General features: G+C 28.3%; 18 protein-coding genes. 10 read left to right on the forward strand and 8 right to left on the reverse strand.

Annotated elements, in window-relative coordinates:
* A complete protein-coding gene (gene pyrB / locus BHYOB78_RS04425) occupies positions 1 to 1,080 on the reverse strand; it encodes an aspartate carbamoyltransferase (RefSeq protein WP_012669602.1) in 1,080 nt (359 codons plus the stop codon).
* A gap of 330 nt (positions 1,081 to 1,410) precedes the next feature.
* Between pyrB and dxs the strand changes: the two genes are divergently transcribed.
* Positions 1,411 to 3,264: a 1-deoxy-D-xylulose-5-phosphate synthase gene (dxs, locus tag BHYOB78_RS04430; RefSeq protein ID WP_012669603.1), complete on the forward strand. Its 1,854-nt coding sequence runs from the start codon at positions 1,411 to 1,413 to the stop codon at positions 3,262 to 3,264.
* Between the two features lie 3 nt (positions 3,265 to 3,267).
* On the opposite strand, the gene BHYOB78_RS04435 is transcribed toward dxs, so the two are convergent.
* From BHYOB78_RS04435 to pbpC, 3 genes are all read right to left on the reverse strand, one after another.
* On the reverse strand, positions 3,268 to 4,407 hold the full coding sequence (locus tag BHYOB78_RS04435; protein WP_012669604.1) for a hypothetical protein: 1,140 nt from the start codon (positions 4,405 to 4,407) through the stop codon (positions 3,268 to 3,270).
* Between the two features lie 74 nt (positions 4,408 to 4,481).
* Positions 4,482 to 5,237 carry a FecR domain-containing protein gene (locus BHYOB78_RS04440; RefSeq protein WP_012669605.1) on the reverse strand — a complete coding sequence of 252 codons (756 nt, stop codon included), beginning with the start codon at positions 5,235 to 5,237 and terminating at the stop codon, positions 4,482 to 4,484.
* Positions 5,238 to 5,312: 75 nt separating this feature from the next.
* Entirely contained in the window at positions 5,313 to 7,925 is a 2,613-nt protein-coding gene (gene pbpC / locus BHYOB78_RS04445) for a penicillin-binding protein 1C (RefSeq protein WP_020064072.1), read from the reverse strand.
* A gap of 191 nt (positions 7,926 to 8,116) precedes the next feature.
* On the opposite strand from pbpC, the gene BHYOB78_RS04450 reads away from it, so the two are divergent.
* From BHYOB78_RS04450 to yqeC, 9 genes are all read left to right on the forward strand, one after another.
* Positions 8,117 to 9,955, forward strand: coding sequence for a methyl-accepting chemotaxis protein (locus tag BHYOB78_RS04450; protein WP_020064071.1), 1,839 nt, complete (start codon positions 8,117 to 8,119; stop codon positions 9,953 to 9,955).
* 413 nt (positions 9,956 to 10,368) lie between these two features.
* Positions 10,369 to 12,210, forward strand: coding sequence for a methyl-accepting chemotaxis protein (locus BHYOB78_RS04455; protein WP_047115034.1), 1,842 nt, complete (start codon positions 10,369 to 10,371; stop codon positions 12,208 to 12,210).
* Positions 12,211 to 12,424: 214 nt separating this feature from the next.
* Entirely contained in the window at positions 12,425 to 14,266 is a 1,842-nt protein-coding gene (locus BHYOB78_RS04460; RefSeq protein WP_065203217.1) for a methyl-accepting chemotaxis protein, read from the forward strand.
* A 139-nt stretch (positions 14,267 to 14,405) separates the two neighbouring features.
* On the forward strand, positions 14,406 to 14,657 hold the full coding sequence (locus BHYOB78_RS04465; protein WP_012669609.1) for a TM1266 family iron-only hydrogenase system putative regulator: 252 nt from the start codon (positions 14,406 to 14,408) through the stop codon (positions 14,655 to 14,657).
* Positions 14,658 to 14,698: 41 nt separating this feature from the next.
* Complete coding sequence (hydG, locus tag BHYOB78_RS04470; protein WP_020064340.1) at positions 14,699 to 16,123, forward strand: [FeFe] hydrogenase H-cluster radical SAM maturase HydG; 1,425 nt, start codon at positions 14,699 to 14,701, stop codon at positions 16,121 to 16,123.
* A 102-nt stretch (positions 16,124 to 16,225) separates the two neighbouring features.
* A complete protein-coding gene (gene hydF, locus BHYOB78_RS04475; protein WP_020064341.1) occupies positions 16,226 to 17,410 on the forward strand; it encodes a [FeFe] hydrogenase H-cluster maturation GTPase HydF in 1,185 nt (394 codons plus the stop codon).
* A gap of 24 nt (positions 17,411 to 17,434) precedes the next feature.
* On the forward strand, positions 17,435 to 18,556 hold the full coding sequence (gene hydE / locus BHYOB78_RS04480) for a [FeFe] hydrogenase H-cluster radical SAM maturase HydE (protein ID WP_020064342.1): 1,122 nt from the start codon (positions 17,435 to 17,437) through the stop codon (positions 18,554 to 18,556).
* A gap of 89 nt (positions 18,557 to 18,645) precedes the next feature.
* A complete protein-coding gene (locus BHYOB78_RS04485) occupies positions 18,646 to 20,403 on the forward strand; it encodes a TrkH family potassium uptake protein (protein ID WP_012669613.1) in 1,758 nt (585 codons plus the stop codon).
* A 2-nt stretch (positions 20,404 to 20,405) separates the two neighbouring features.
* The gene (gene yqeC / locus BHYOB78_RS04490; RefSeq protein ID WP_020064343.1) at positions 20,406 to 21,590 is read left to right on the forward strand and encodes a selenium cofactor biosynthesis protein YqeC; all 1,185 of its coding nucleotides are present in this window, start codon (positions 20,406 to 20,408) and stop codon (positions 21,588 to 21,590) included.
* A 95-nt stretch (positions 21,591 to 21,685) separates the two neighbouring features.
* Here the strand turns inward: yqeC and BHYOB78_RS04495 are convergent, their stop codons facing one another.
* Genes BHYOB78_RS04495 through BHYOB78_RS04510 form a run of 4 tightly spaced genes read right to left on the reverse strand, consistent with a single transcriptional unit; the run spans position 21,686 to position 26,554 of the window.
* Positions 21,686 to 23,071, reverse strand: coding sequence for a uracil-xanthine permease family protein (locus BHYOB78_RS04495; protein ID WP_020064344.1), 1,386 nt, complete (start codon positions 23,069 to 23,071; stop codon positions 21,686 to 21,688).
* A gap of 26 nt (positions 23,072 to 23,097) precedes the next feature.
* The gene (locus BHYOB78_RS04500; RefSeq protein WP_028331319.1) at positions 23,098 to 23,940 is read right to left on the reverse strand and encodes an FAD binding domain-containing protein; all 843 of its coding nucleotides are present in this window, start codon (positions 23,938 to 23,940) and stop codon (positions 23,098 to 23,100) included.
* Positions 23,931 to 24,419, reverse strand: coding sequence for a (2Fe-2S)-binding protein (locus tag BHYOB78_RS04505; protein WP_012669617.1), 489 nt, complete (start codon positions 24,417 to 24,419; stop codon positions 23,931 to 23,933). The genes BHYOB78_RS04500 and BHYOB78_RS04505 overlap by 10 nt, the downstream gene beginning before the upstream one ends.
* On the reverse strand, positions 24,419 to 26,554 hold the full coding sequence (locus BHYOB78_RS04510) for a xanthine dehydrogenase family protein molybdopterin-binding subunit (protein ID WP_020064346.1): 2,136 nt from the start codon (positions 26,552 to 26,554) through the stop codon (positions 24,419 to 24,421). The genes BHYOB78_RS04505 and BHYOB78_RS04510 overlap by 1 nt, the downstream gene beginning before the upstream one ends.
* Positions 26,555 to 26,603: the final 49 nt, after the last annotated feature.

Here is a 26,603-nt window from a genome sequence, read left to right on the forward strand (position 1 = left end):
TTATTTTCCTATTTCTCTGTTACAGTAATAGCAGAAATCTCCATAACCTTTTTTTACAACTCTATTTTTTGTCTCTTCAAAATGTGTAACGCATTTATTATTAGGACAAACTACTTCTTTATTTTCAACAACTTCGTAATTCATTTCTTTTCTTTTTACCTTAGATTTTATAGCATCTGTAGCCAAAGCCATCATAGCCATTCTTGTAGGAACGCCGTTTCTAGCTTGAATAAAATATTTAGCATATTTTGTATCATCTAAGTCTATATTAATTTCATCAACTCTTGGGAGAGGGTGAAGTATTATCATATCATCTTTACATTTTCCAACAATATTGTCTTTTGATATTCTGAATGCATGTTTTACTTCTTCATATTCATTGATATCATCAAATCTTTCTCTTTGTACTCTAGTCATATATAGACAGTCTATTTCTTTTAATACTTCTTCATAATTACTAAGTTTTTTATATTTTATATTGGCATTATCTAATTCTTTTAATATATAATCAGGTATTTGTATAACATCAGGAGATATAAAATAGAACTGACCATTAAACATCATTAAACCATCAACTAAAGAGTGAACTGTTCTTCCGTATCTTGTATCGCCTACAAAAGCAACTTTTTGATTCTCTATAGTTCCTAATTCTTCTCTTAATGTGTATAAATCCAATAAAGTTTGACTAGGGTGTTCGTTAGCACCGTCTCCGGCATTTATAATAGGACAGTTTGTAACCTCTTCAGCAAATTTAGCAGCTCCGTCAATACTATGCCTCATAACTATAATATCTGAATATGCAGAAACCATAATTATAGTATCTCTCAAAGATTCTCCTTTTTTTACAGAGCTTTGTTCAGGGTTGTCGAATCCTAATTCTTTACATCCCAACCTATAAGCAGCGGATGTGAATGATAATCTTGTCCTTGTAGAAGGTTCGAAGAATATACTTGTCATTATCATTCCGTCCATAATCTTTCTTCTTTCTTTACTATCAGCGTTATCCAACTCCTTAGCAACATCTAATACTTCAATAACTTCCTCTTTTGATAACTCTTTGATAGATATAAAGTTTCTCATTATTTCTCCCTTAAAAAATAGTTGATTGTTTTATTGTAATTCAGGATAAAAAAAAGGAATAAAATTGTTAAAGATAACAACTTTATTCCTTTTTAAAAAATTCCAAATACATAAATTTAAATAAATAGAATAGGTGTGCAAATAAAAAATTATCTTGTATTTAAGAAATATGTTTTTCATTTTTTATCCTATTCTTTATAAATTGAAAGGATTGTATCATGTATATTAAAAAAATCAAGTATAAATTTGTCATTTATATATTTTTGATATATTGAAATAAAATGTTTTATATTATAATATGAGGCTATAAGTTTAATTATAGGGTTATGTATGTACTTAGAATCTATTAATACTCCTTCTGATATAAAAAATTTGGATATAGAGCAATTAAAATCATTATCTTCAGAAATAAGGGAATTTCTAATAAATAATGTGTCTAATACAGGCGGGCATTTAGGAAGCAATTTAGGAGTAGTAGATTTAACTATAGTACTGCATTATTTATTTGATTCGCCTAAAGATGCTTTTATATTCGATGTAGGGCATCAGTCATATACTCATAAAATTCTCACAGGAAGAAAAGATAAATTCAACACTTTAAGAACTTATGGAGGTATATCCGGTTTTCCTAAAAGAATAGAATCTGAGCATGATATTGAAGAAACAGGACATTCATCTACTTCATTATCATTTGCATACGGACTTGCATGTTCTAAAGAGCTTCTTGGACTTAGAGGAGATGTTATAGCTATTATCGGAGATGGTGCTATGACTGGGGGAATGGCATTGGAAGCTATGAATAATATTGCCCATACCAATACAGATATAATAATAGTATTGAATAATAATGAAATGTCTATCGGTAAAAATATAGGGGCTGTATCTAAATTTTTAAATACTACATTAAATGATAGTTTAGTTCAGGAAGCATCAGAAAAGGTTAGGGGACTTGTATCTACTTTGCCTTTTGGAGATATTGCTAATGAATTTATAGATAGAGGAAAAGGAGCTATTAGAACTTTCGTTGCTCCTGGAATAGCTTTCAGGGAAATGGGTTTTAAATATTTTGGCCCTGTAGATGGTCATAATTTTGAAGATTTAATAAGTACTTTTCAGAAAGTGAAATCTATAAGAGGTCCAAGATTGGTTCAGGTTAATACTATCAAAGGTAAAGGATACAAGATAGCCGAAGAAAATCCTGCTAAATTTCATGGAATAGGTCCTTTTGATATTGAAACAGGTGAATTAAAAAATAAATCTTCATCAAAAACTTTCTCTAATCTTGCTGGTGAATGCATAATTAAAGCAGCTGAAGAAAATAAAAATGTTGTTGCTATAACAGCTGCCATGGAATCCGGTACAGGTTTAACTGAATATGCGAAAATTTTTAAAGACAGATTTTTTGATGTTGGTATAGCAGAACAACATGCAATTACTTTTGCGGTTGGGCTTTCTGAAAATGGTATAATACCTTTTGTATGTTTATATTCTACATTTCTTCAAAGAGGATATGATCAGGTTATACATGATATTGGTATAATGAATGCTAATGTTAAACTTATGATAGATAGGGCAGGGCTTGTTCCTGAAGACGGAGATACTCATCAGGGTGTATTTGATGTATCTTTTTTAAGGATCATACCTAATATAGCAATTATGGCCCCTGTAGGAGAAAAAGATTTTAAAGATATGGTAAAAAAGTCTTTAGAATATAAAGGTCCTACAGTTATGAGATATAATAAATCAGCCGTAAGAGAATTAAAAGCAAATATTGTATCTGATAATTTTGAGATAGGACATGCTCATATTGTAAGAGAATCTAATAAACAAAATAATCTTATAATAAGTTATGGTCCTACACTTATTGATATAGTTGATGCTGTAGATGAACTTAATTCTGATTGTTCCATATTAAATCTTTCTACTTTAAAACCTCTTGATGAAGAGACTATTTTAAGTATGATTAGAAAATCTGATAAAATTTTAATTATTGAAGAAAGTATTAAAAAAGGCGGAATTGGAAGTTCTATATTAGAATTAATGTCTGATAATGATATATATAAGAGTGTAAAAATTCATGCTTTGCCTGATAAATTTTTTGAAGTTGCTACAAGAAATCAGCTTTTGAAAATTTATAAATTAGATAAAGAAGGTATAAAAGAAATTATTAAAAGCTATTTTTAATAATTATATTTTTATTCTCTTTATATCTCTTAAATATTCTATAAATATATCTGTAATTATAGGATCAAGCATTATTTCTTTTTCCAAGAAATTTTCTGTCATAAATGATATAGCTTCTTTTGGGGATTTATTCATACTTTTTGTGAGAGTATCATAAACATCAATTACTTCAAGCATTTTTGCAGGAAGATATGTAAGGCTTTGCAATGTTAATACATCTTTGTAGTCATATGATACTATATATTCTATTTTATGATTAGGATTTCTTCTCAATACTGCTTTATATAATTCTGTGAAAAGTCCATAGCCATGACTATAATATTCATGATGTAAAGATACAGTCAATGCAACACCTTCATTTCCTCTCATAAAGTATTTAGCAAAACCATAGTCTTTTATAGAATGATTATCTTTTTCTTCATTTTGTATAGGTACATAATCTTTTTCTTTATCTAAAGAAATATCATGCATTAATACTCCTATAGCAGTTTCTACAATAGTATTGTTTTCTATTTTCCTTACGCCTAATTTTACATTTGAATCTAGTGTATTTACGCTATTAATTAAATTATATCTTTGATATATTCTTTCTGAGTATTTATAATATGTCTTTTTGAAGTCAATTCTCATTTTATTTGCAGCACCTTGATTAAGTTTCTTATTAAAGAAATTTGTTGCTTCAATTATCATAATAAATACTCTGATGCTATGTCCTATTGTAGTATCAGATTTTAAAGCATCTGAATCATTAAACATATTATTTGTTTCATATTCTTTTGTAGATATTATCACAGCTATTTCTGATATTAGAAGCTGAAGTATTTTAGATAAATTGTTGACATCATAATCATCATTTTTTAATGTATTATTTTCTTTATCTTTTAAATAGTCAAGATACTGTATTCTTAATACAAAGTTTATTTCTAGTAGAATTTTACATATAATATTTGCAGTTTCTACATCTAAAAAGTTTTTACGATAATAAGTTAATTTTATAATATACTGCCTCATATAGGCTGTAATATCTTTAGTAGACATATTTATTATATTTTCTAATATTTCTTCTTCTTTTTTTGCTATTTCTTTATTAGAAGGAATACAATATTTGAATATTTTATAAAATTCTATCGTTTTACTGCTCAATGTTCAATCTCTTTAAATTTTTCATTATCCTAAATAGTATATCGGAATTTTTCGATATAAAATGATTTTATAAATTACCTTTTTATCTCATTAGTAATAATAAATGTAGTTCTATTTTCATTAGTATTACCAACATAATCTATATATGTAATTTCTGCCACAGTATTAGTTTCGGCACTTACCTGATTTTTAATATTATTAATATCTATTTTATCTGGAATAACTGTTTCAACATAAGGCATTGAAGTTATTTCATTTATAGTATTAGTTAAATCCTGATTAAATTCTATATTTTTTATAGATAGTTTATTTGAATTATCTATATTAGCTTCCATAAATTGATTAACCTTAGTGCCGTTTATTTCTCCGTCTCCATATAAAAATTGTGCTTTTGTATTTCCGTCATTATATGTTACAGCTGCTATGCCTGATACTTTAATATTGGCATTTGAAGTTGAAACTATAATGGAATCAGGTTTAGCATTAGATGAAGATGCAATTAAAAAATCTCCTTTATTTAAATGCAATTTTGTATTTCCTGTTCTGTCATAAGACTCATCAATATTTAATGATGAATTTTCTTTTACTTTAAAAATGTTATTACTTTCCAAATATGAAGTAAGAGAAGAATTTTGTTCTGTAGAAATATTATCTTTGCTGAATAATAAATCACCATTTTGTGCAGGTTTAACTATAGCTTTTTGAGATGATATTTTTACTCTTCCTTTTACATCTACAACTTTCATATATTGATTTGTTTTATAAGCTGACTGCAAGGTAAAAGCTATAGAAAGCATTAATGATATAGAGATAATTTTTTTATTCAACATAGATAACTCCATTGATAAATCATATTATACTATTAATATTAACGGTATTATTAAAATTATCAATACTATTTTTTTTTACTGTACATATATTTTTACAGTTGAACTTTTAATGATTTTACCTTCATCTGTTTTTGCTTCTATATAGAAAGAATAATCACCATGTTTTAAATTCCATCTTATATACTCTTTTTTCAAATCATCAAGATCTGCTATTATTTCTTTATTGCAGTATAAATTAGCACTTACAACATTTTTTGGTATATATGAAGATATAAATATATTTTGATATTCTATAGGAAGTGTAGAATCTATTTTATATACTGAGTTATCAGTAGGTTCTTTTATTGAAAGCCTTTCTTTTATATTATTATTTTGATTATTGTTAATATTTCTATCATATGATGCCAAAGGTGTATTTACTGCATTTAAATTCATTTGAGGTATTTCTCTTGAATTGTATGCAAAATTATTTTCTATATTATCAATATTTTCTGTAATATTATCAGCACGATTTTCTAAATTACTGTTTTGATTATTGATAGTGTTTTTCATTCTATTATATGCATATATATTATTAACTTTTGTCCATTCTGCAGTAGGGCGTTCTATTTGCTGTTCTCTAATCCAGCCATTATATTCACTTGGAAGATTTACAAAAACTTTTTCACTAATAGAACCATCATAATTGGTTTTTATATATAGATTATGCACATCGCATTCTTCTTTTGGTACGTTTATATGAGAAAACTCTTCCATTCTAGTTTCTTTGCAGAACTCTCCTCTAAGTTTTCCGCTTATAAGACAAATTTCTCTTTTTATTATAGTATCTGGTTTATCCCATTTAGTTTCTTTCTGACTTTTATTTAGCATAGTAAATAAATCATAAAGTATAGGAACAGCTCCGTTTCCTCCTGTTATATTAATCATCTCGCTTCCTGCAAAATCACCTAACCAAATACCAACTATATAATCTTTTGTATAACCTATAGCCCAAGCATCTCTTGAACCTTTTGAAGTACCTGTCTTTATTGCAATAGAGAAAGGATAAACTATTCCTTTATAACTTCTAAATGAACCCATTCTTGCATTTCTATCAGATAATATACTTGTTATTAAATATGCACTTTCTTCAGATATTACTTTTCTTGTAGTTTTTTTAGGTAATCTTATAACTTCTCCGTTAGCTTTTTTTAATGAGGTTATAGAATAATTGTTTATAAAAGTTCCTGAATTTGGAAATATAGTATATGCTGAAGCTAAATCTATTAAACGCACTTCAGCACTTCCTAAAACTAAAGAATAACCATAATAATCAGGATTTTTATCTATAGAACTTAATCCGGATTTCAAAAGTATATTTTGGAAATCTTTGATACTATATCTAGCAAGCCATTTAACTGCTGGTATATTAAGAGAATTTGCTAATGCATCTCTTATGGTAACAGGACCTCTGTATTTATGATCGAAATTTTCTGGTATATAATCTCCGCCGGGTGAATTTATATGAGTTTTTATATCGGCTATAACAGAAGCAGGGGATTCTCCTTTATCAAATAAATATGCATACATAAAAGGTTTTAAAGTACTTCCAGCTTGTCTTAATGCAGTAGCTCCATTAACAGCTCCATGAGTTTCAGCATCAAAGTAATCCATAGATCCTATCATTGAAAGTACTTCTCCTGTTTTGGCATTGAGTATTACACAGGATATATTTCTTACATTAAATGTATGAAGCGACTGACTTGAATTGCTTATAACTAATACGGCTTCCTTTTGCATATTATAATCTAATGTTGTTCTTAATTCTGTTACTCCGGTATATTTTAATTGTTCTAATGATTCTTTTGCATACATTGTAAAATGCGGAGCTTTGAAAGTGTATTTTTCTTTATCATCAAAAATTTTAATTTTTTCATTTGTGTATTTATTATAATTTTCTTCTGTTATAAAGTTATTATTTTTCATTTCTCCAAGTACATATATTCTTCTTGATTTTAATCTTTCTTCATATTTATATGGATTGAATTTTGTACCTGATTTTATTATAGAAGCAAGCATTGCAGATTCATTATTATTCAAATCTTTTGCTTTTTTATGAAAGTATAAATCGCTTGCTGCACCTACACCATAACAGTTATTTCCAAAAAATACTCTATTTAAATATTCTGTAATTATTTGCTCTTTTGTGAGATTTCTTTCTAATCTTATCGCATCTAATGCTTCATAAAATTTATTTATATATGTTCTTTCACGTGGAATAATATTTTTGGCAAGCTGCTGAGTTATTGTACTTCCTCCTGATACTACTTTACCGCTTATAAGATTTGATAAAAATGCTCTTATTATTGCTTTATAATCTATGCCTTTATGATTAAAGAAATTTTTGTCCTCAGCACTTACAACAGCATTTATTAAATTCGTAGATAAATCATTATATTTTACTTCCTCAAAAAAACCGCCATGCTCTGGAAATATTGTTGATATTAGTATTGAGTTTCTATCGTATATTTTTAAAGCTCTTTCTTCATTAGTACGAAGTTCAGTTTCTGAAAAAGGTTTATTGATATACTCTTTGCAGTATTTATAAAAATTATATCCTTTTGGTATGAATATAATTGACAGCACTATTAAAGAAGATAATAATATATATATTATAGTTAATGCAGTTCTTCTGATAATTTTTTCCATGTATCATATTCTACAGTAAACTTATAAATAGTCAAATTGAACAATGTATATAGTTATTTTGTTTATATATATTTATTTTTGTTGAAAATAGTAATTATAAGGTATAATTTGACAATGTTAATAAATTTTACTATATTATAGAATATATTGTATAAAAAATATATTCTATAATTATTAAGGGGATTTTTATTATGAAGAAGTTAAATAGCTTAGCATTTAAATTGCCTTTATCTATAAGTTTTATAAGCGGTTTAATAATAATTGTACTCTTAGTAATTTCATTATTTTTTTCAAGCAGAGGCATTACAGAATCTATAAATGTTGGATTTAGAAATACAGTTGAGGGGTATGCTTATTTATTAGATGCTTTAACAGAGGCACAAATGCTTCTTGCTAATTCTTATGCAAGTGATGCTAATATCAGAAACTATATGATTTTTAGAGATGATATTTATAGCGGATATAGCGGAAGAGATATGACTAATTTTATAGGAAAAAATAGCTATGTAGAAAGTATTTATTTAACAGATATAAATGGAAATGTTTTACTAACTACATCAGAAGCTTTAAAAAATAGGAATATGGCAGATATAAGACCTCATTTATGGGCTAAGCTTTCAAAAGGAGAAAAAGTTGCATTTGGAAGTCCTAGAGAATCCCCTGTTTCAGGTGAAATAACATTGGGTGTTGGTTCTATAATTACAGATTTTACCAATAATACAATAGGTTATTTAGTAACTACAGTAAAAGGATCTGTTATACATGATAATTATTTTTCAAAAGTTAAATTAGGAAAAACTGGAAGGATAGTTGCTGTTAATGAGAATTTTGTAGTTACTATGGATATGGATCCTGCTAATATTAATAAGCCTGCACCTGCTGAATATAAAAATATATTTAATAATGCTTCTGGTGAAGGACCATACAGCTATAAAAATGGAAATATCATTAGAATGGGATACTACAAGAAAATGAATGTTCAGCCTTGGATAGTAACTTATGCTATGAATGAAGATGAAATATTTGAACAGGTAAGAACTACAGTATTGATAAGTATTTTAGTCACTGTTATTTCTATAATTATTTTAGTTGTATTTGTGTTTATGTATGCAAGAAGGATTACAAAACCTCTTAGAATAGTAGTTGAGGAAGCGAAAGAAATAGAGTCAGGCAGACTCATTATGCATGGAAGAAAAGTTAATAGAAATGATGAAATTGGAGAACTATCCCGTTCTTTCCATAATATGAAATATAAACTTATAGAAATAATAGAAACTTCTTTAAATGAATCTAATAGAATGGCTCAGGCTGCTAATAGTCTTGCAACAGGAAATAAAGATTTAGCAGAGAAAGCGGAAAGTACTGCTGGAAATCTAGAGGAGACAGGATCATTTATGGAAGAAATAGCTGCTGCAATCACTGTATCGATTAATAATTCTGTAAAAGGAAATGAAATGATGAATGATTGTAAAATTGCTATAGAGAATGCGGCTTCAGTAGTAGAAGAGACTGTAAAAAGTATAAGCGAAGTTAATGCTGATAGTGAAAAAATAAAAAACATTATTAAAGTAATTGAAGGAATAGCATTTCAAACTAACATATTAGCTCTTAATGCGGCAGTAGAGGCAGCAAGAGCCGGAGATCAAGGTAAAGGTTTTGCTGTAGTTGCAAGCGAAGTTAGAAGTTTAGCACAAAGCAGCCAAGATTCAGCTAAAGATATAACAGAATTAATAAATCAAGTATATGAAAAAATTAATAGAGCAAATCAGATAGTAGGAAGTCAGGAACAATTATTTGTAGGAATAAAAGAACAGATAGAAGAAACAGCGGATACAATAAAAAGTATTACTGAGGCAGCAGTAGAACAAAAAGAAGGTGTATCTCAAGTTAATAGAGCAGTTGAAGAAATGGATACTTTAACTCAGGAAAATGCAGCTTTAGTTGAAGAGTCTACAGCATCCTCTATGTCATTATATAATGATGCTAAACATTTACAGCAAGTTATCAATTTCTTTAGTATAGAAAGATAATAAATAATATTGCTGCTAACATTAATAATTTATTTATATAATAAAAAATCTCCTTTTGAAATTTATAGTAACTAATATGCATATATTAGAATAATCTGATGTAAACTATATTTTTTTATTTGTAAAAATTGACAATATTCTATTACAATTTTTTTTATTAGTTTATTATTCATCATTAAAAAATAATAATAGAATAATTTACAATATTGTAGAGATAAATATAAAAATTGTGAATATATAGTAAATTTATTTAACATAATTGCTTAATTAATACATTTCTATTAATAATAATGTGAAAAAATCAAAAAAATTTTATTTTCTTGACAACTATTTTTTTTTGAATATACTACATATATAGGTTTTTGTTTATTTTATCAATCTTTTTTATCTAAAAATAATGTTAGGAGTAAATTATGAGTAGATTTCATAGTCTATCATTTAAAATGCCTATTACTATTAGTTTAATGTCTGTTTTAATGTTAGGTTTTTTATTAAGTGCCTCTGTGTTTTTTTCAAATAAAGGAATAACACAAAGTATAGATACAGGCTTTAAAAATACGGTAGAAGGATACGCAAATTTATTTGATTCTATATTGGATGCACAAGTAATGGTAAATAAGGCCTATACAAGCAGTGCCAATATTAAGAATTTTCTATCAGATATGAGTAATTCCTATACTAGAAATGTTAATCTAGATATAACTTCATTTATAGAAAACAATAATTTTATTGAAAATATTTCTATAATGAATACTAATGGTGTAATAGTTTTTGATAAAAATTCTAAACTAATAGGCAGAAATTTTATGGAACTTAGACCAGATATGATGCAAAAATTGCTTGCTGGAGCTGATGTTGCTTTCGGAAATGAAATTAAAGAATCGGCAGCTACAGGAGAGCTTACAATATCTTTAGGCTTGAGAATACTTGATTATAATAATCAATTAATAGGATATTTAGTTTCCATAATAAAAATAATGGTTATATATGACAATTATTTCAGCAATATACAATTAGGAAGAAGCGGAAGAATAGTAACTGTAAATGATAAATCTATGGTTATAATGGATACTGATCCAAAAGAAATAAATAAGAAGGCTCCAAGTGAATATGATAATATAATAAAAAGCGGTTCTGTATCAGGGGATATACGTTATAGTGCCAATAATCATATTAGAGAGGGCTTTTATAAAAAAATGACTGTTCAGCCTTGGATAGTAGCTTATGCTATGGATCAGGAAGAAATTTATGAGATAAATAAATCTATAGTTATAACTAGTGTTATTATAGGCATAATATCTATGCTTCTTATGACATTAGTTGTTTTCCTATTTACTAGAAGTATAATAAAACCTTTAAACATTGTAGTTGAAGAAGCTAAAGAAATAGCATCTGGAAGGCTTGTCATACATAATAGAAAATTAAATAGAAAAGATGAACTTGGAGAATTATCTCATTCTTTCCATGATATGAAATATAAACTTATAGAAGTAATAGAAACAACTTTACATAATGCAGATAAAATGTCTCAGGCTGCTAATAGTCTTGCTATAGGAAATAAAGATTTGGCTCATAAAGCAGAAAATACAGCAGCTAACCTTGAAGAAACAGCTTCTTCTATGGAAGAAATAGCTTCAGCTATATCTATGGCTACAAATAATTCTGTAAAAGGTAATGAGATGATGACTCACTGTAAAGAGTCTATAGAGAATGCAACATCTGTAGTATCTGAAACAGTTAGAAGTATGAATGAAGTTAATGCTGATAGTGAAAAGATTAAAGATATTATTAAAGTTATAGAGGGTATAGCTTTCCAAACTAATATATTAGCTTTGAATGCGGCAGTAGAGGCAGCAAGAGCCGGAGATCAAGGTAAAGGTTTTGCTGTAGTAGCCAGCGAAGTAAGAAGTTTGGCACAAAGCAGTCAGGATTCAGCAAAAGATATAACAGAATTGGTAAATCAAGTATATGAAAAAATTAATAAAGCTAATAAGATAGTAGAAAGTCAGGAAGAGCTTTTTATGAGTATTAAAGGCGAAATAGATGAAACAGCAAATATTATTAAAGATATTAGTTCAGCAGCATTGGAACAGCAATCAGGAGTATCACAAGTAAATAAAGCTGTAATGGAAATGGATTCTATTACACAGGAGAATGCTGCCTTAGTTGAACAGTCCACAGCTTCTTCGCTTGCTTTATATGATGATGCTAAAGAGCTTCAGTCTGTTATGAGTTTCTTTAGAATAGAAAAGTAGTTAAAAAATTATAATATAATGATAATATTATGTATATAAATACTTTATATAATATTGTTTATACATAATATTATCAATATTGTAATTATTAATACATCTTATATTATTTAATTGACAATTCTAATAGTTTTTACTATACTATCTATTATTATAAATTCTATTGTTATTTTCGTATTTATCTTTGTAAATATCTAAATATCTGGGAGTTTGAAGTATGAGTAAATTTAGCAGCCTATCTTTTAAAATGCCAATAACTATTAGTTTTATGGCTATAATAATGTTAGTTTTTTTACTAAGTGCATCTGTGTTTTTTTCAAATAAGGGAATAACAGAAAGTATAGATACAGGTTTTAAAAATACGGTAGAAGGGTATGCTAATTTATTTAATTCTATATTAAATGCTCAAGTTATGGTATCTGTAGCTTATTCAAGCAGTTCTAATATTAGGAATTATCTTATTAATAGAGATGAAAATTATAAGAGATTAGGCTTGATTGATTTAAATTTGTTTATAAAAAGAAATGAGTATTTAGAAAATATATATGTTGTAGGTATTGAAGGCGATATTTTATTGGATAAAAAAAATGAGTTAACAGGGCAAAGTATGGCTAAATTTAGACCATGTATGTGGAATAAATTAAAAGCAGGTGAAGAATATGCTATAGGAAATAATATGAGAAAATCAGCAGATACAGGAGAATATACAGTATCTATTGGTACTCAGATATTAGATTTTGAAAATAATATTATAGGTTATTTAGTATTGATAGTTAGATCATCTATAATATATCAGAATTATTTCAGTAATATAAAATTAGGAAGAAGCGGAAGAATAGTTGCTGTTAATGATCAGCTTAAAGTTGTAATGGATACAGATCCTAATGAAATAGATAAAGATGCTCCTCAAGAATATGATACTATATTTAAATCTGGAAGTTTAGAGGGAGAATTAAAATATTCGTTTAATAATCATATTAGAGCTGGTTATTATAAGAAAATGAAGATACATCCTTGGATAGTAGCTTATGCTATGGATGAAGAAGAGATTTATGAAGTTAATAAATCTATTATAGGTATAAGTACAATAATAGGTATAATATCTATGCTTCTTATGACATTGGTTGTTTTCCTATTTACTAGAAGCATAATAAAACCTTTAAATATTATAGTTGAAGAAGCAAAAGAAATAGAGGAAGGAAGGCTTGTAACTAATAGAAAAGCTTTGAATAGAAAAGATGAGTTAGGTGTATTATCAAGATCATTTACTTCTATGCGCATAAAACTTATAGAAATAATAGAAACAACTTTACATAATGCAGACAAAATGTCATTAGCAGCAAATAATTTGGCAGCAGGTAATAAAGATTTATCAAGAAGATCAGAAAATACAGCAGCTAACCTTGAAGAAACAGCTTCTTCTATGGAAGAAATAGCTTCAGCTATATCTATGGCTACAAATAATTCTGTAAAAGGTAATGAGATGATGACTCACTGCAGAGCATCAATAGATAATGCAACATCCATAGTATCTGAAACAGTTAGAAGTATGAATGAAGTTAATGCTGATAGTGAAAAGATTAAAGATATTATTAAAGTTATAGAGGGTATAGCTTTCCAAACTAATATATTAGCTTTAAATGCGGCAGTAGAAGCAGCAAGAGCCGGAGATCAAGGTAAAGGTTTTGCTGTAGTAGCCAGCGAAGTAAGAAGTTTGGCACAAAGCAGTCAGGATTCAGCAAAAGATATAACAGAATTGGTAAATCAAGTATATGAAAAAATTAATAAAGCTAATAAGATAGTAGAAAGTCAGGAAGAGCTTTTTATGAGTATTAAAGGCGAAATAGATGAAACAGCAAATATTATTAAAGATATTAGTTCAGCAGCATTGGAACAGCAATCAGGAGTATCACAAGTAAATAAAGCTGTAATGGAAATGGATTCTATTACACAGGAGAATGCTGCCTTAGTTGAACAGTCCACAGCTTCTTCGCTTGCTTTATATGATGATGCTAAAGAGCTTCAGTCTGTTATGAGTTTCTTTAGAATAGAAAAATAATATATTTTGTTAAATTTTTATTAATACTATTTACAAATTAAAAATAATTATTATAATATTATCAGCCTAAATGAATAACTGTTAATGTTTATCATGAAGGAATTTATTTAAAATTTATATTAATCTGATTTATTAGTTTATGGAAAATAATAGAATCGCTGTTGTTGGTATAATAGTTGAAGAAACAGAAAATGTTTCAAAAGTTAATGAAATTTTGCATGATTACAGTGATTTTATTATAGGAAGGATGGGAATTCCTTATAGAGAAGAGAATATAAATATAATCAGCATAGTCTTAAATGCTCCTAATGATAAAATTAATAGTTTAACAGGTAAACTTGGTATGCTTAAAGGTGTTTCTGCTAAAGCACTTTATGCAAACAAAAAGTAAAAACTATAATATTATAAGTTTAATTATTAGGAGTTTATATTATGTCTTCAACTACTTTATTTAAGTACGATTCTAAATCAAGAAATGCAAATGAATTTATTAATGATGAAGAAATTTTAAAAACTATATCTCAAGTAGAAAGCGGAAATTACAATATAAGAGATATATTGGATAAAGCTAAAGAGATGAAAGGGCTTGAACCTAATGAGGCATTAGCTTTACTTCTTTGCGATGATAAAGATGCTGAAAATGAGATGTTTGAAATAGCAAAGAAAATAAAATTAGAAATATATGGTAAAAGAATAGTTTTATTTGCTCCTCTTTATTTATCAAATTATTGTATTAATGGATGCGTTTACTGTCCTTATCATGCCAAAAATAAACATATAGCTAGAAAGCAATTAACTCAAGATGAGATTAGAGCTGAAGTTATAGCATTGCAGGATATGGGACATAAAAGACTTGCATTAGAAACAGGAGAAGATCCTGATTATGCTAGTATGGAATATTTACTAGAATCTATAAAAACAATATACAGCATTAAGCATAAAAACGGAGCAATTAGAAGAGTTAATGTTAATATTGCAGCAACTACTGTAGAGAATTATAAAAAGTTAAAAGATGCCGGTATTGGTACTTATGTATTATTCCAAGAAACTTATCATAAACCTACTTATGAAAAAGTTCATCCAAGCGGCCCAAAAAGTAATTATGAATATCATACTGAGGCAATGGACAGAGCTATGGAAGGCGGAATTGATGATGTTGGTATAGGTGTATTATTTGGGCTTTATAATTATAAATATGATTTTACTGCTATGCTTTATCATGCTAAACATTTGGAAGATACTTTTGGATGCGGACCTCATACTATAAGTGTACCTAGAATAAGACCTGCTGATGATGTTGATGTGAAAAATTTTCATAATGCTATTACTGATAGCTTATTCAAAAAGATAGTTGCTGTTTTAAGAATAGCTGTTCCTTATACTGGAATAATAGTTTCTACAAGAGAGAGTCAGAAATCAAGAGAAGAAGTTTTGGAAGTTGGAGTTTCTCAAATAAGTGGAGGATCAAGAACAAGCGTTGGAGGATATGTTGAAGAGGAAGAAGAAAACTCCAAACAGTTTGAAATTTCTGATAACCGTTCTCTTGATGATATTATAAAATGGCTTTCTGATATAGATTATCTTCCTAGCTTCTGTACTGCTTGTTATAGAGAGGGAAGAACAGGTGACAGATTCATGGCATTTGCTAAAAGCGGACAAATAAAAAATTTCTGTCAGGCTAATGCTATAATAACTTTAAAAGAATATGAGAATGATTATGCTAAAGAAGAAACTAAAAAATCTATAGATAAAGTTATAATAAATGAAATAGAGAAAGTACCTAATGAAAAGGTAAAGGCTAAATTAGTAGATTCTTTAAAAGGCATAGACGAGGGAAGAAGAGATTTTAAATTTTAATTTAGGGTTACTCATTTTATAATTTATTCAGTTTTCTTAATTGTTTGTAATGATTAAGAAAACTGAATTAATTTTATTTATAAATAGGATGTGTGAAAAAATATGAATGATACACCAAATTCAAATAGAACTCATATTGCAATATTTGGAAGAAGAAATGCAGGTAAATCTAGTATTATAAATGCTATTGCCAATCAGTATATAGCAATAGTTTCCAATACTGCAGGAACAACTACTGATCCGGTTAAAAAAGCTATAGAAATAAATGGTATAGGTGCATGTACTATTGTTGACACTGCAGGCTTTGATGATGATGGAGAGCTTGGAGCTTTAAGAATAGAAAGAACAAAAAAAATAATGGAGTCATCTGATATAGCTTTATTTGTTTTTGATGCTAGTTTTATAAATAATGATTATTCATTAGAGCTTAAATGGAAAAATAAACTTGAAAGTTTAGAGATACCAATTATAGCAGTTTTAAATAAAATAGATTTAAATGCTGATTATAAAAATATAGAACAAAATATAAAAGAAATTTTTAATTTAGAAACTGTTTCAATAAGTGCTTATAATAAAATTAATATAGATAAATTAATTGATGCTATAAAATTAACGATTCCAAAAACAGAAGAAATAAGTATAACAGGACATATAATAAAAGAGGATGATATAGTAATGCTTGTTATGCCACAGGATATTCAAGCTCCTAAAGGCAGACTTATTCTTCCTCAAGTTCAAACTATAAGAGATATTTTGGATAATAAAGCTGTGATAATTGCTTCGACATTTGATAAGTTTGAAAATGCATTAAAAGCATTAAGCAAAGCACCTAAAGTAATAATAACAGATTCCCAGGTTTTTAAAGAGGTAGAAAAATTAAAACCTAAAGAAAGTTTATTAACTTCTTTTTCAGTTCTTTTTGCACGTTATAAAGGAGATGAGAAAATCTATAAAAAAGGTGCTGATTTTATAGATAATTTAACAAAGGACAGTAAAATATTAATAGCAGAAAGCTGTACTCATATACCATTGGAAGGAGATATAGGCAGAGTAAAAATTCCAAATTTATTAAAAAATAAATTTGGTTTTGAATTTGATATAGATTATGTTGCAGGTAATGATTTTCCAAATGATTTATCGAAATATGATTTGGTTATACATTGCGGAGGATGCATGGGTACTAGAAAACATATTTTAAATAGAATAAGAATATGCGAAGAGCAGAATATACCTATAACTAATTACGGTATGACTATAGCAAAGATTAATGGAGTTCAATATATATAATAATTTAAAAAAGGGAATATAAACTTGATTAATATAAATAAAGCAAAAGAAATTATTAATAAAATAGAAATAGAAGAAAAAATATCAAAAGAAGATGCTTTAACTCTATTATCATCTTTTGAATATGATAATAATATCAATATAAAAAAATTAAATGAAGAAGAAAAAGTAGAAGTAAAGAACTTAAAAGAATATCTAAGACTAAAAGCAAGAGAAAAAGCTGATAAAGTATTCGGAAAATATGTTTTTATGCGCGGGCTTATAGAGTTTACTAATTATTGTAAGAATGACTGTATATACTGCGGGATAAGAAAAAGTAATAAAAATGCAGAGAGATACAGACTTGATAAAGAAGATATTTTATCATGCTGCGAACTTGGTTATGAAATAGGATTTAGAACTTTTGTACTTCAGGGCGGTGAAGACCCTTATTATAATTTAGAAATTATGTCTGATATAGTTGAAGCAATTAAAACAAAATATCCGGATTGTGCTTTGACATTATCAATAGGCGAAAAAGAAGAAGAGTATTATAAAGCATTAAAAGAAAAAGGTGCTAATAGATTTTTGCTTAGACATGAAACTTCTGATGATATTCACTATTCAAAACTTCACCCTACAGATATGAGTTTAGAAAATAGAAAAAAATGTTTAAGAACTTTAAAAAAATTAGGATATCAAACAGGTACAGGTATAATGGTTGGAAGTCCTCATCAAACTTTAGAAAATATAGCTGATGATTTTGTTTTTATGCAGGAGATAAAACCTGAAATGATAGGTATAGGGCCTTTTCTTCCGCATAAAGATACTCCTTTTGCCAATGAAAAAAAAGGAGAGTTGGAACTTACGTTAATACTCATAAGTATACTTCGTCTAATTTTTCCATTGTCTTTGATACCTGCTACCACTGCTTTAGGTACTATTAAAGAAGGCGGACGTGAAATGGGTATACTTTGCGGGGCAAATGTTGTTATGCCTAATTTATCTCCTATGAGTGTGAGAAAAAAATATTTGCTTTATAATGATAAGCTTGCTACAGGTACTGAATCTGCTGAAGGAGTTAAAAGCCTTAGAATCAATATGGAAAATATTGGATATATTCTTACAGGTATGAGAGGGGATTTTGATATTAACAGACATAGTTAAATCTTTATAAAAAATAAAATTATATATTTACATATAAGCTATTATATATTAAAATAATATGATTATATTAATAAGAGTAAAGATTAGTTATGAAAAATATTTTTAATAATAAACTTAATAATCCAAGTAATCCTAATAAAACTTTTATTCAGGCTATAGATGAGTTTTTAAGAAGAATATCAAATTTAATAGCGATAGCAGGATCTATATTTGCAATATTTGTTCTTTTAATGCAGGTAAGACAAATTAATGTTTATAACTTTTACATATATAATTATGATAAGATTATTAATATCATAACAATATGTTTTGTATTTATACTTATAGATCAAATAAGAATAGCACCTAGGAAACTTTATATAGTTGTGCCGATTATTCAGCTTATAGGTTTATTACTTTTAAATTTTTTCAGCAGAAAATATTATGATGTATATGCAAATAGAATAATATGGACTATAGCAGGTTCTATACTTTTCTTTTTAGTTATAGTAATAAATTGGCTTAGGCTTTCATACTCTAAGTTTACATTATATCAGATGATTATAGCTTCTTTTATATTTGTTATAACATTAGGAAGTTTGCTTTTATATTTGCCTTTGAGTACAGTAACAGGTAAATTATCATTTGTAGATGCTTTGTTTACAGCTACTAGTGCGGTATGCGTTACGGGGCTTAGTGTTATAGATATTTCAAAAGAGTTTACTCTTTTTGGACAGATTGTATTGATTACTCTTATTCAAATAGGAGGACTTGGTATTATGTCCATATCTGCAATAGTACTTTTATTTTCTATAAGTAAAGGTAGTGTACAGGATAGGGTAAGAACTTTGGAAATGTTTAATACACAGAATAAAGATATAATACAGTCTACTATAAAAGTGATTTTTTTATCCACATTTTTAATAGAATTATTGGGTGCCGTTTCTCTATTTACTGTTATAGATACTAATGATAGATTAGGAATGCGTATATTTTCTTCGGTATTTCACTCTATAAGTGCATTTTGTAATGCAGGTTTTTCTCTTTACACTGATAATCTTCATCAATATTCTGCTAATGTTGTAGTTAATGTTACTATTATGCTGCTTATAACTCTTGGAGGTATAGGATATCCTGTTATGCTTACTGTTACTAGGGCTATCATTAATAAATTCAAAGGTAAAAGATATGTATTTGACGTTCAGGCTAGAATAGTAATATTTACAAGTATTCTTCTTATAATTCTTGGAAGTGCATTTATTTTCTTTAATGAGTATTCAAATTCATTGAAAGATTTGCCTTTAAAAGAAAAAATATTGGTTTCTTTATTTCAAAGTGTAAGTCCAAGAACAGCAGGTTTTGAAACAATCGCTTATAGTTCTATGAGCAGTGTTACTATAGGAGTTGTTATATTTTTAATGTTTGTAGGAGCTTCTCCTAACAGTACAGGCGGCGGTGTAAAAACTACTACTTTATTTGTATTTATGTTTTCAGTAATAACAGCAATTTTTAACAGACCATATATTGTAGTTAATGGCAGAAAAATAAAAGATGATACAGTTAATAAGTCAGTTGCCATAGTTACACTTGCAATAGCTATTTCTGTATTAGCTTCATTTATCATGTTTTATATAGAAAAATCAAATAGTATGATGCCTATACTTTTTGAGGCAGTATCAGCAATAAGCACAGTAGGACTTTCTCTTGGTATAACACCAACTGTTACAATATGGAGTAAATTGATACTTATTGTTTTAATGTTTATTGGTAGGGTAGGTTATCTTACTTTGTTTATGAGTATAGGTTCTATTAATCAAGGAAAATACGGTATAATAGATTTACCTACAGGCGAGGTAACTATAGGATAATTATGTCTGAAATTATTATTGTATGCGGTGCCGGAGGTAAAACCTCTTATATAAGACAAATAGCAGAAGATAATAAAGATAAAAAAGTAGTAATCACAACCACTACTAAAATATTCAAACCTAAAAACTATACAGAAACTATAAATAATCATTCCTTTGATAATGATAATATTATTGTACTTGGAAAAGAGTATGATGAAAAAAAATTAATGTATGCTGGTGATGTAGAGTTAGAGAATGCAATTAAATATGCTGACATTGTTTTAATAGAGGCTGATGGGGCAAAATACCATCCTTTGAAAATACCTAATGCTGAAGAGCCTGTTATACCAAAGTTCTTATATGCAAGAATATCTCAAATAGTTATTATTATGGGGCTTCATAGCTTAGGAAGAAAATTTAAAGAGGTTTGTTTCAGATATAATTTATGCAGTGAAATAGAGCCTGAAAGAATAGTTGATTTAGATACTATTAATTATATAGCTGATAAATATTATATTAATAAACTTAGATGTAAATGCAGTAATATAAAACTATATTTAAATGATTTTTCAAAGAATAATTATATTTATTATAAAAAAACAGCTTTTATTATATTAGCATCTGGTAAGAGTGAGCGTTTCAATGGTAACAAATTAATTCATAAATTCAAATCCCTTGATAATAAAACATTATTTGAAAAAACAATAGATAAAATATCTGATGTGAGAAAATTATTTAAAGAAAATGAAAAGCTAAAAAATATAGAAACTTTTGTAATAGTTGTAAGCGTATATGATGATATAATAAATAAAAAATTTGAAAATAAAGATTATTATGCTTTTTATAATGATAATCGTAATGAAGGAATAAGTGCTTCTATAAAACTAGGCATTAATGAGGCATTAAAATTAAAAGCCGATTCTTTTGCTTTTTTTGTATGCGACATGCCTTTTCTAGAAAGTAATGATATATTCAATATGTTAAAATATTTTTATTATAGTCATAAAAATATAGGTGCTATGTTCACAGATAACAGACCTTCTAATCCTGCTATTTTTTCATCTAAGTATATTAATGATATTTTGAGTTTAGAAAATGATGTTGGTGCAATTAGAATTATAAAAAAGAATATAGAAGATTGTTTTTTTTATACTATAGATGAAAATAAATTAAAAGATATAGATACAAGAGAAGATTTATTATAAAATATTTTAGTTAATAAAAGTAAGTAATTAATAAAAGAAAAAGCATAAGCTATAAATAATAACTTATGCTTTTATATATTAAAAGATATTTTTAATTATTTTTTAGCTTCCTCTTTAGGAAGAATAACGTTAAGTATAATAGCAACACAAGTAGCTATAACAACAGGGCTGCTTCCGAATACAGTTTTAGCCCAAGCAGGGAAAGTATCTAAAGCACCGCCAACCTGAACAGTACCCATACCTAAAGCAACAGCAAGTCCAACTATTAATGTGTTTCTAGGTCCCATATTTTCAGTGAATACCAATTTAATACCAGTCATAGCGATAGAAGCAAATACCATTATAGTAGCTCCTCCTAATACACAAGAAGGTATTGTAGTAAGTAAAGCAGAGAATTTAGGGAATAAACCAGCTATTAATATTATGATAGCAGCTATACCTAAAACGATTCTGTTAATAACTTTAGTAGTAACAACTATACCAACGTTCTGACTGTAAGTAGCAGTTGGCAAACAACCGAATACAGAACATAACATGTTAGTAAGACCATAAGCAGTGATACCGCATTTTAATTCTTGGTCAGTAGGCATTCTTCCTATAGGGCTTCCTGAAGTAGTAGCAGAGAAGTCTCCTATTGCCTGAACAGAGTTAACAGCAAATAAAAGAGCTATAGCGATAGCAGCAGAAGGGTCAAACTCTATTCCGAAAGGTATAAGTTTAGGTGCTTGGAAAACTCCGGCATTAACAACACTTGCAAAGTTTATCATGCCAAAGAAGAAAGCAGCTATATATCCTACTATTAAACCGAATAATACAGAAGCTAATTTTAAGAATCCTTTAGTAAATTGGTTGAAGAAAATAACTGCTACAAGAGTTATACCAGCAACAGCCCAATACTGCCAAGAACCGAAAGGAACAACTTCACCATTTATTTTGTACAAAGTACTTCCGCCAGCCATATATCTAACAGCTGTAGGATATAGAGAAAGACCAACAGTGAAAACTACTGTACCAGCAATTAGAGGTGGGAATAATTTCCTTATTTTATCAACAGCAAAACCAAATACTATAGCGATTATACCGCCTATGATTTGAGCTCCAAAAATTATTGCAAGTCCTCTAACACCAAGACCAGTACCTTCAGGGCCTCTAGCAATAGACTGCATAGTTGATACATAAGCAAAACTAACACCCATTATCATAGGAAGTCTAGCACCTATATGATAGTTTTTTGTAATAGGTATAGGAAATAACATAATAATAGTTGAAATAGCAGCAAATACTAAAGATGATTGTACTAGCAATATTTGCTCTGGACTTCCGCTTTTAAGACCAGCAGCAGAGGATACGATAAGAGCTGGCGTAACACAACCAACGATCATTGCTACTACGTGCTGAATAGCTAACGGAAAAGCTTGAGACATTTTTGGCATACCTTCGTATTGAAACAAAACGTCTTGAGTTTTTTCATTTGTACTCATAATTAACTCCAATTTTTTATTATATTTTATAGATTTATATTATCTAAAAAATATTCTATTAAATTTAAAGCACATTTCTTCCTATATAAAGCTGTTGACCTAGCACTGTTTCTAGGATTCATAATTGAAGAATATGCTTCCTGTATAGATTTGATATTATTTTTCCATTCTTTAATATCTGAGACAATAAATTTTTCTTCTATACTTTCGTCTCTTGTAACTGTAACTCCCAATGTACAAAAACTTATTTTAAATCTGTACTTTTCATTTTCTTTACAAACTAATGCACATATTGCAAGTTTAGATAATGCATTAGCTTTTCTAGTACCTATTTTTCTATAAAAAGAATACTTATAATCTTTTTTTGGTATCATAATATGAGTAAGTATTTCATCATTTTTTAATATGGTTTTACTTACTCCTGTTATAAAATCTTTTATTTTTACTTCTCTTTGTGAATTTTTACTTTTTAATATTAGAACTGCATCCATAGCATATAAAGAAGGAAGACTGTCTGCAGAAGGTGAGGCATTACAAATATTTCCGCCTATAGTGGCAATATTTCTAATAGGAGGTCCTGCTATTCCTGAGGCACTGTCTTTCAATACCTGAGGAGTTAAATCTGATTTAATAATTTCATCAAATGTAGTTAAGGCACCTATTATTATATTATTTTCATCTTCTTTTACGCCTTTTAATTCATCTATATCATTTATAAATAATATAGGCTTATCGAATTTAGCTATTAAATTGCTTCCTCTTAAATGTTCCACCATTAAATCTGTACCGCCTGCAAAAACTATAGAATCGTTTGCAGATCTGAAATCTAATGCTTCATTAATATTTTTAGCTTTTAAAGTTACTGCCATAAATTTTTACCCTCCTTAAAAGCCATATCGGAAGCTCTTAATACAGCACTTACTATATGATCATATCCAGTGCATCTGCATAAGTTTCCTGATAAACCTTTTCTTACTTCATATTCTGTAGGTTTTCCTTTAGTAGAGTTTAAAATAGCTTCGGATGACATTATCATTCCCGGAGTACAGAAACCGCATTGTACTGCACCTTCATCCATAAAAGCTTTTGTTACTATTTTACCTCTTTCTGTTTCTGTATATCCTTCTATTGTTATGATTTCTTTTCCATCGCATAAAATTATAGGTATTAAACAAGAGTTTACTACTTTTCCATTCATAAGCACGGCACAAGCTCCGCATTCTCCTTCTCCGCATCCTTCTTTAGTACCTGTAAGTTTTAATTCATCTCTTATAAAATCTATTAATCTAGTTAAAGGATCTAATTTTGTATTAATTTCATTTCCATTTACTTTAAATTTTATAGGCATTATATCACCTCCGCTATGTTTTCAGGCAGAATAGGAATTTTTGTAAAATGATGTTTCAAAGCATTTTCCATAGCAGATGCATAAGCACTTGCAGCACCGTCAAAAGTAATTTCTCCTATTCCTTTTGCACCAGAAGGACCATATTGATAAGGCTCTCCCATAATATATGTTTTTATTTCAGGCAAGTCTAAAGAAGTTGGTATCATATAATCAGACATTTTTACCTGTAAGAATCTTCCGTCTTTATTTACTATATTTTCTAAAGCACCCCAGCCAAGCGCCTGAGAAACACCGCCTTTTATCTGACCTTCAACTATTTTTTCATCTATTGGATATCCGCAGTCAAATACAGCCCATACACCTACGATTTTTACTTCTAATGTAAATTTATCTATTTCTACTTCAACAACATTTATTCCAAGTCCGTAAGTAGGGTAGGCATCTCCTCTTAAATTAGTACTATCCCAATCAACTAAATGCGAAGGGTGTTTATATTCTTCTATTATTTCTATTTCTTCAGATTCATTCCATTTATCTTTTAATTTTTTACATGCTTCCTGTATTAAATATCCAACTATCATAACTGAACGTGAAGCTACTGTAGGACCTGTATTTGGAATTACATTTGTATCATATACAGATATATCCACATCTTCCAATGGTATTTGAAGATTATAAGCAGCTATTTTTCTGAATGTGGTATGAAGTCCCTGACCTATTTCTGTATTTGATGTCAGTATTGTTACTTTATTTCCTTTTTTCTTTAACTTTAATTTAGCTTTGATTATATCTCTTTCTCCGCTTCCTGTGAAAGCACATCCATGCAAGAAACAAGATATTCCTATTCCTCTGTACATATCATCTTTATATTTTTTTACTTTGTTTTCATAATCAGATTCTTTTAAAGCTAAATCAAGCATTTTAGGAAGTATTATATTATCATGAAATATTCCGCCTGTTATGGTAGGATCATTTTGTTTTACGAAATATTTTCTTTTAAGCTCTATAGGATCAACATTTATTTTATTAGCTATATTATCCATAGTTCTTTCTATAGCAAATATAGCCTGAGGTCCGCCGAATCCTCTGAATGCACAGCTAGGTACATTATTAGTACAGTATAATCTTCCCAAAACTCTAACATTAGGGAAATGATATACATTAGCAGCAGTGTAAGTACATCTTTGCATAATAACTCTTGAGCTTGATTCATAAGCACCAGCATCCATATCTGAAACTACATCAAGAGCAATGATATTATTATTTTCATCAAGAGCAATTTTAGTTGTGATTTGAGCAGGCTGTCTTTTTACACTATAAGCTAAATCAAATTGTCTGTCTAATATAAGTTTAACTGTTTTTTTTAGTTTATGTACGGCAACAGCAACTGCAGCGGATAGTATATCAGGATAATGTTCTTTTCCTCCGAATCCTCCGCCTATAGTAGGTGATATTACCCTTACCTTTGAATCTTCAACACCAAGAACAGGAGCAACTGCCTTTTGTACATAATATGGACATTGTGTAGATGAATATAAAGTTACTCCGTCATTTTCCCAAACACCTACAGTTCCATTAACTTCCATATATAAATGTTCTTGATATGGTGTATGATATGTTTCTTCTATTATTGTTTTAGCTTTTTTGAAAGCTTCATCAACATCGCCGTATCCTGCTTTAAATGAAATGAATATATTATCATCTCCATATATAGGACCGCCTAGTAATTTTTTGGAGTCTTCTATATTTAATACAGGTTCTAAATCTTCATATTCTATTGTAACTTTTTCGGCTATATCATATACTACATTTTTATCAGGGCCTACAATAAGAAGTATTGTTTCTCCAATATATCTAACATTATCATCAGCAAAAGGACGCCAGTCAGATATAATCATAGTAGCGGCATTTTTACCCGGAACATCTTTATAATCTATTACAGAATAACCTTCAGGAAGTTCAGGAATATTGATTTTTAGTATTTTTGCTCTTGCCTTTGTAGAATGAACTATTTTGGCATGCAGGACTTCTTTTCCAAAATCAATATCATTCAAATACTTAGTTTTTCCTGTTATCTTATCAAGAGCATCTACTCTTGATACAGAATTTTTCAATTCTTTAATTAGAGTTTCCATAAAATAGCCCTCAACTTATTATTTAATTTAAATATTGTTAATATTTATA

This window comes from Brachyspira hyodysenteriae ATCC 27164 (assembly GCF_001676785.2).
GTDB lineage: Bacteria > Spirochaetota > Brachyspiria > Brachyspirales > Brachyspiraceae > Brachyspira > Brachyspira hyodysenteriae.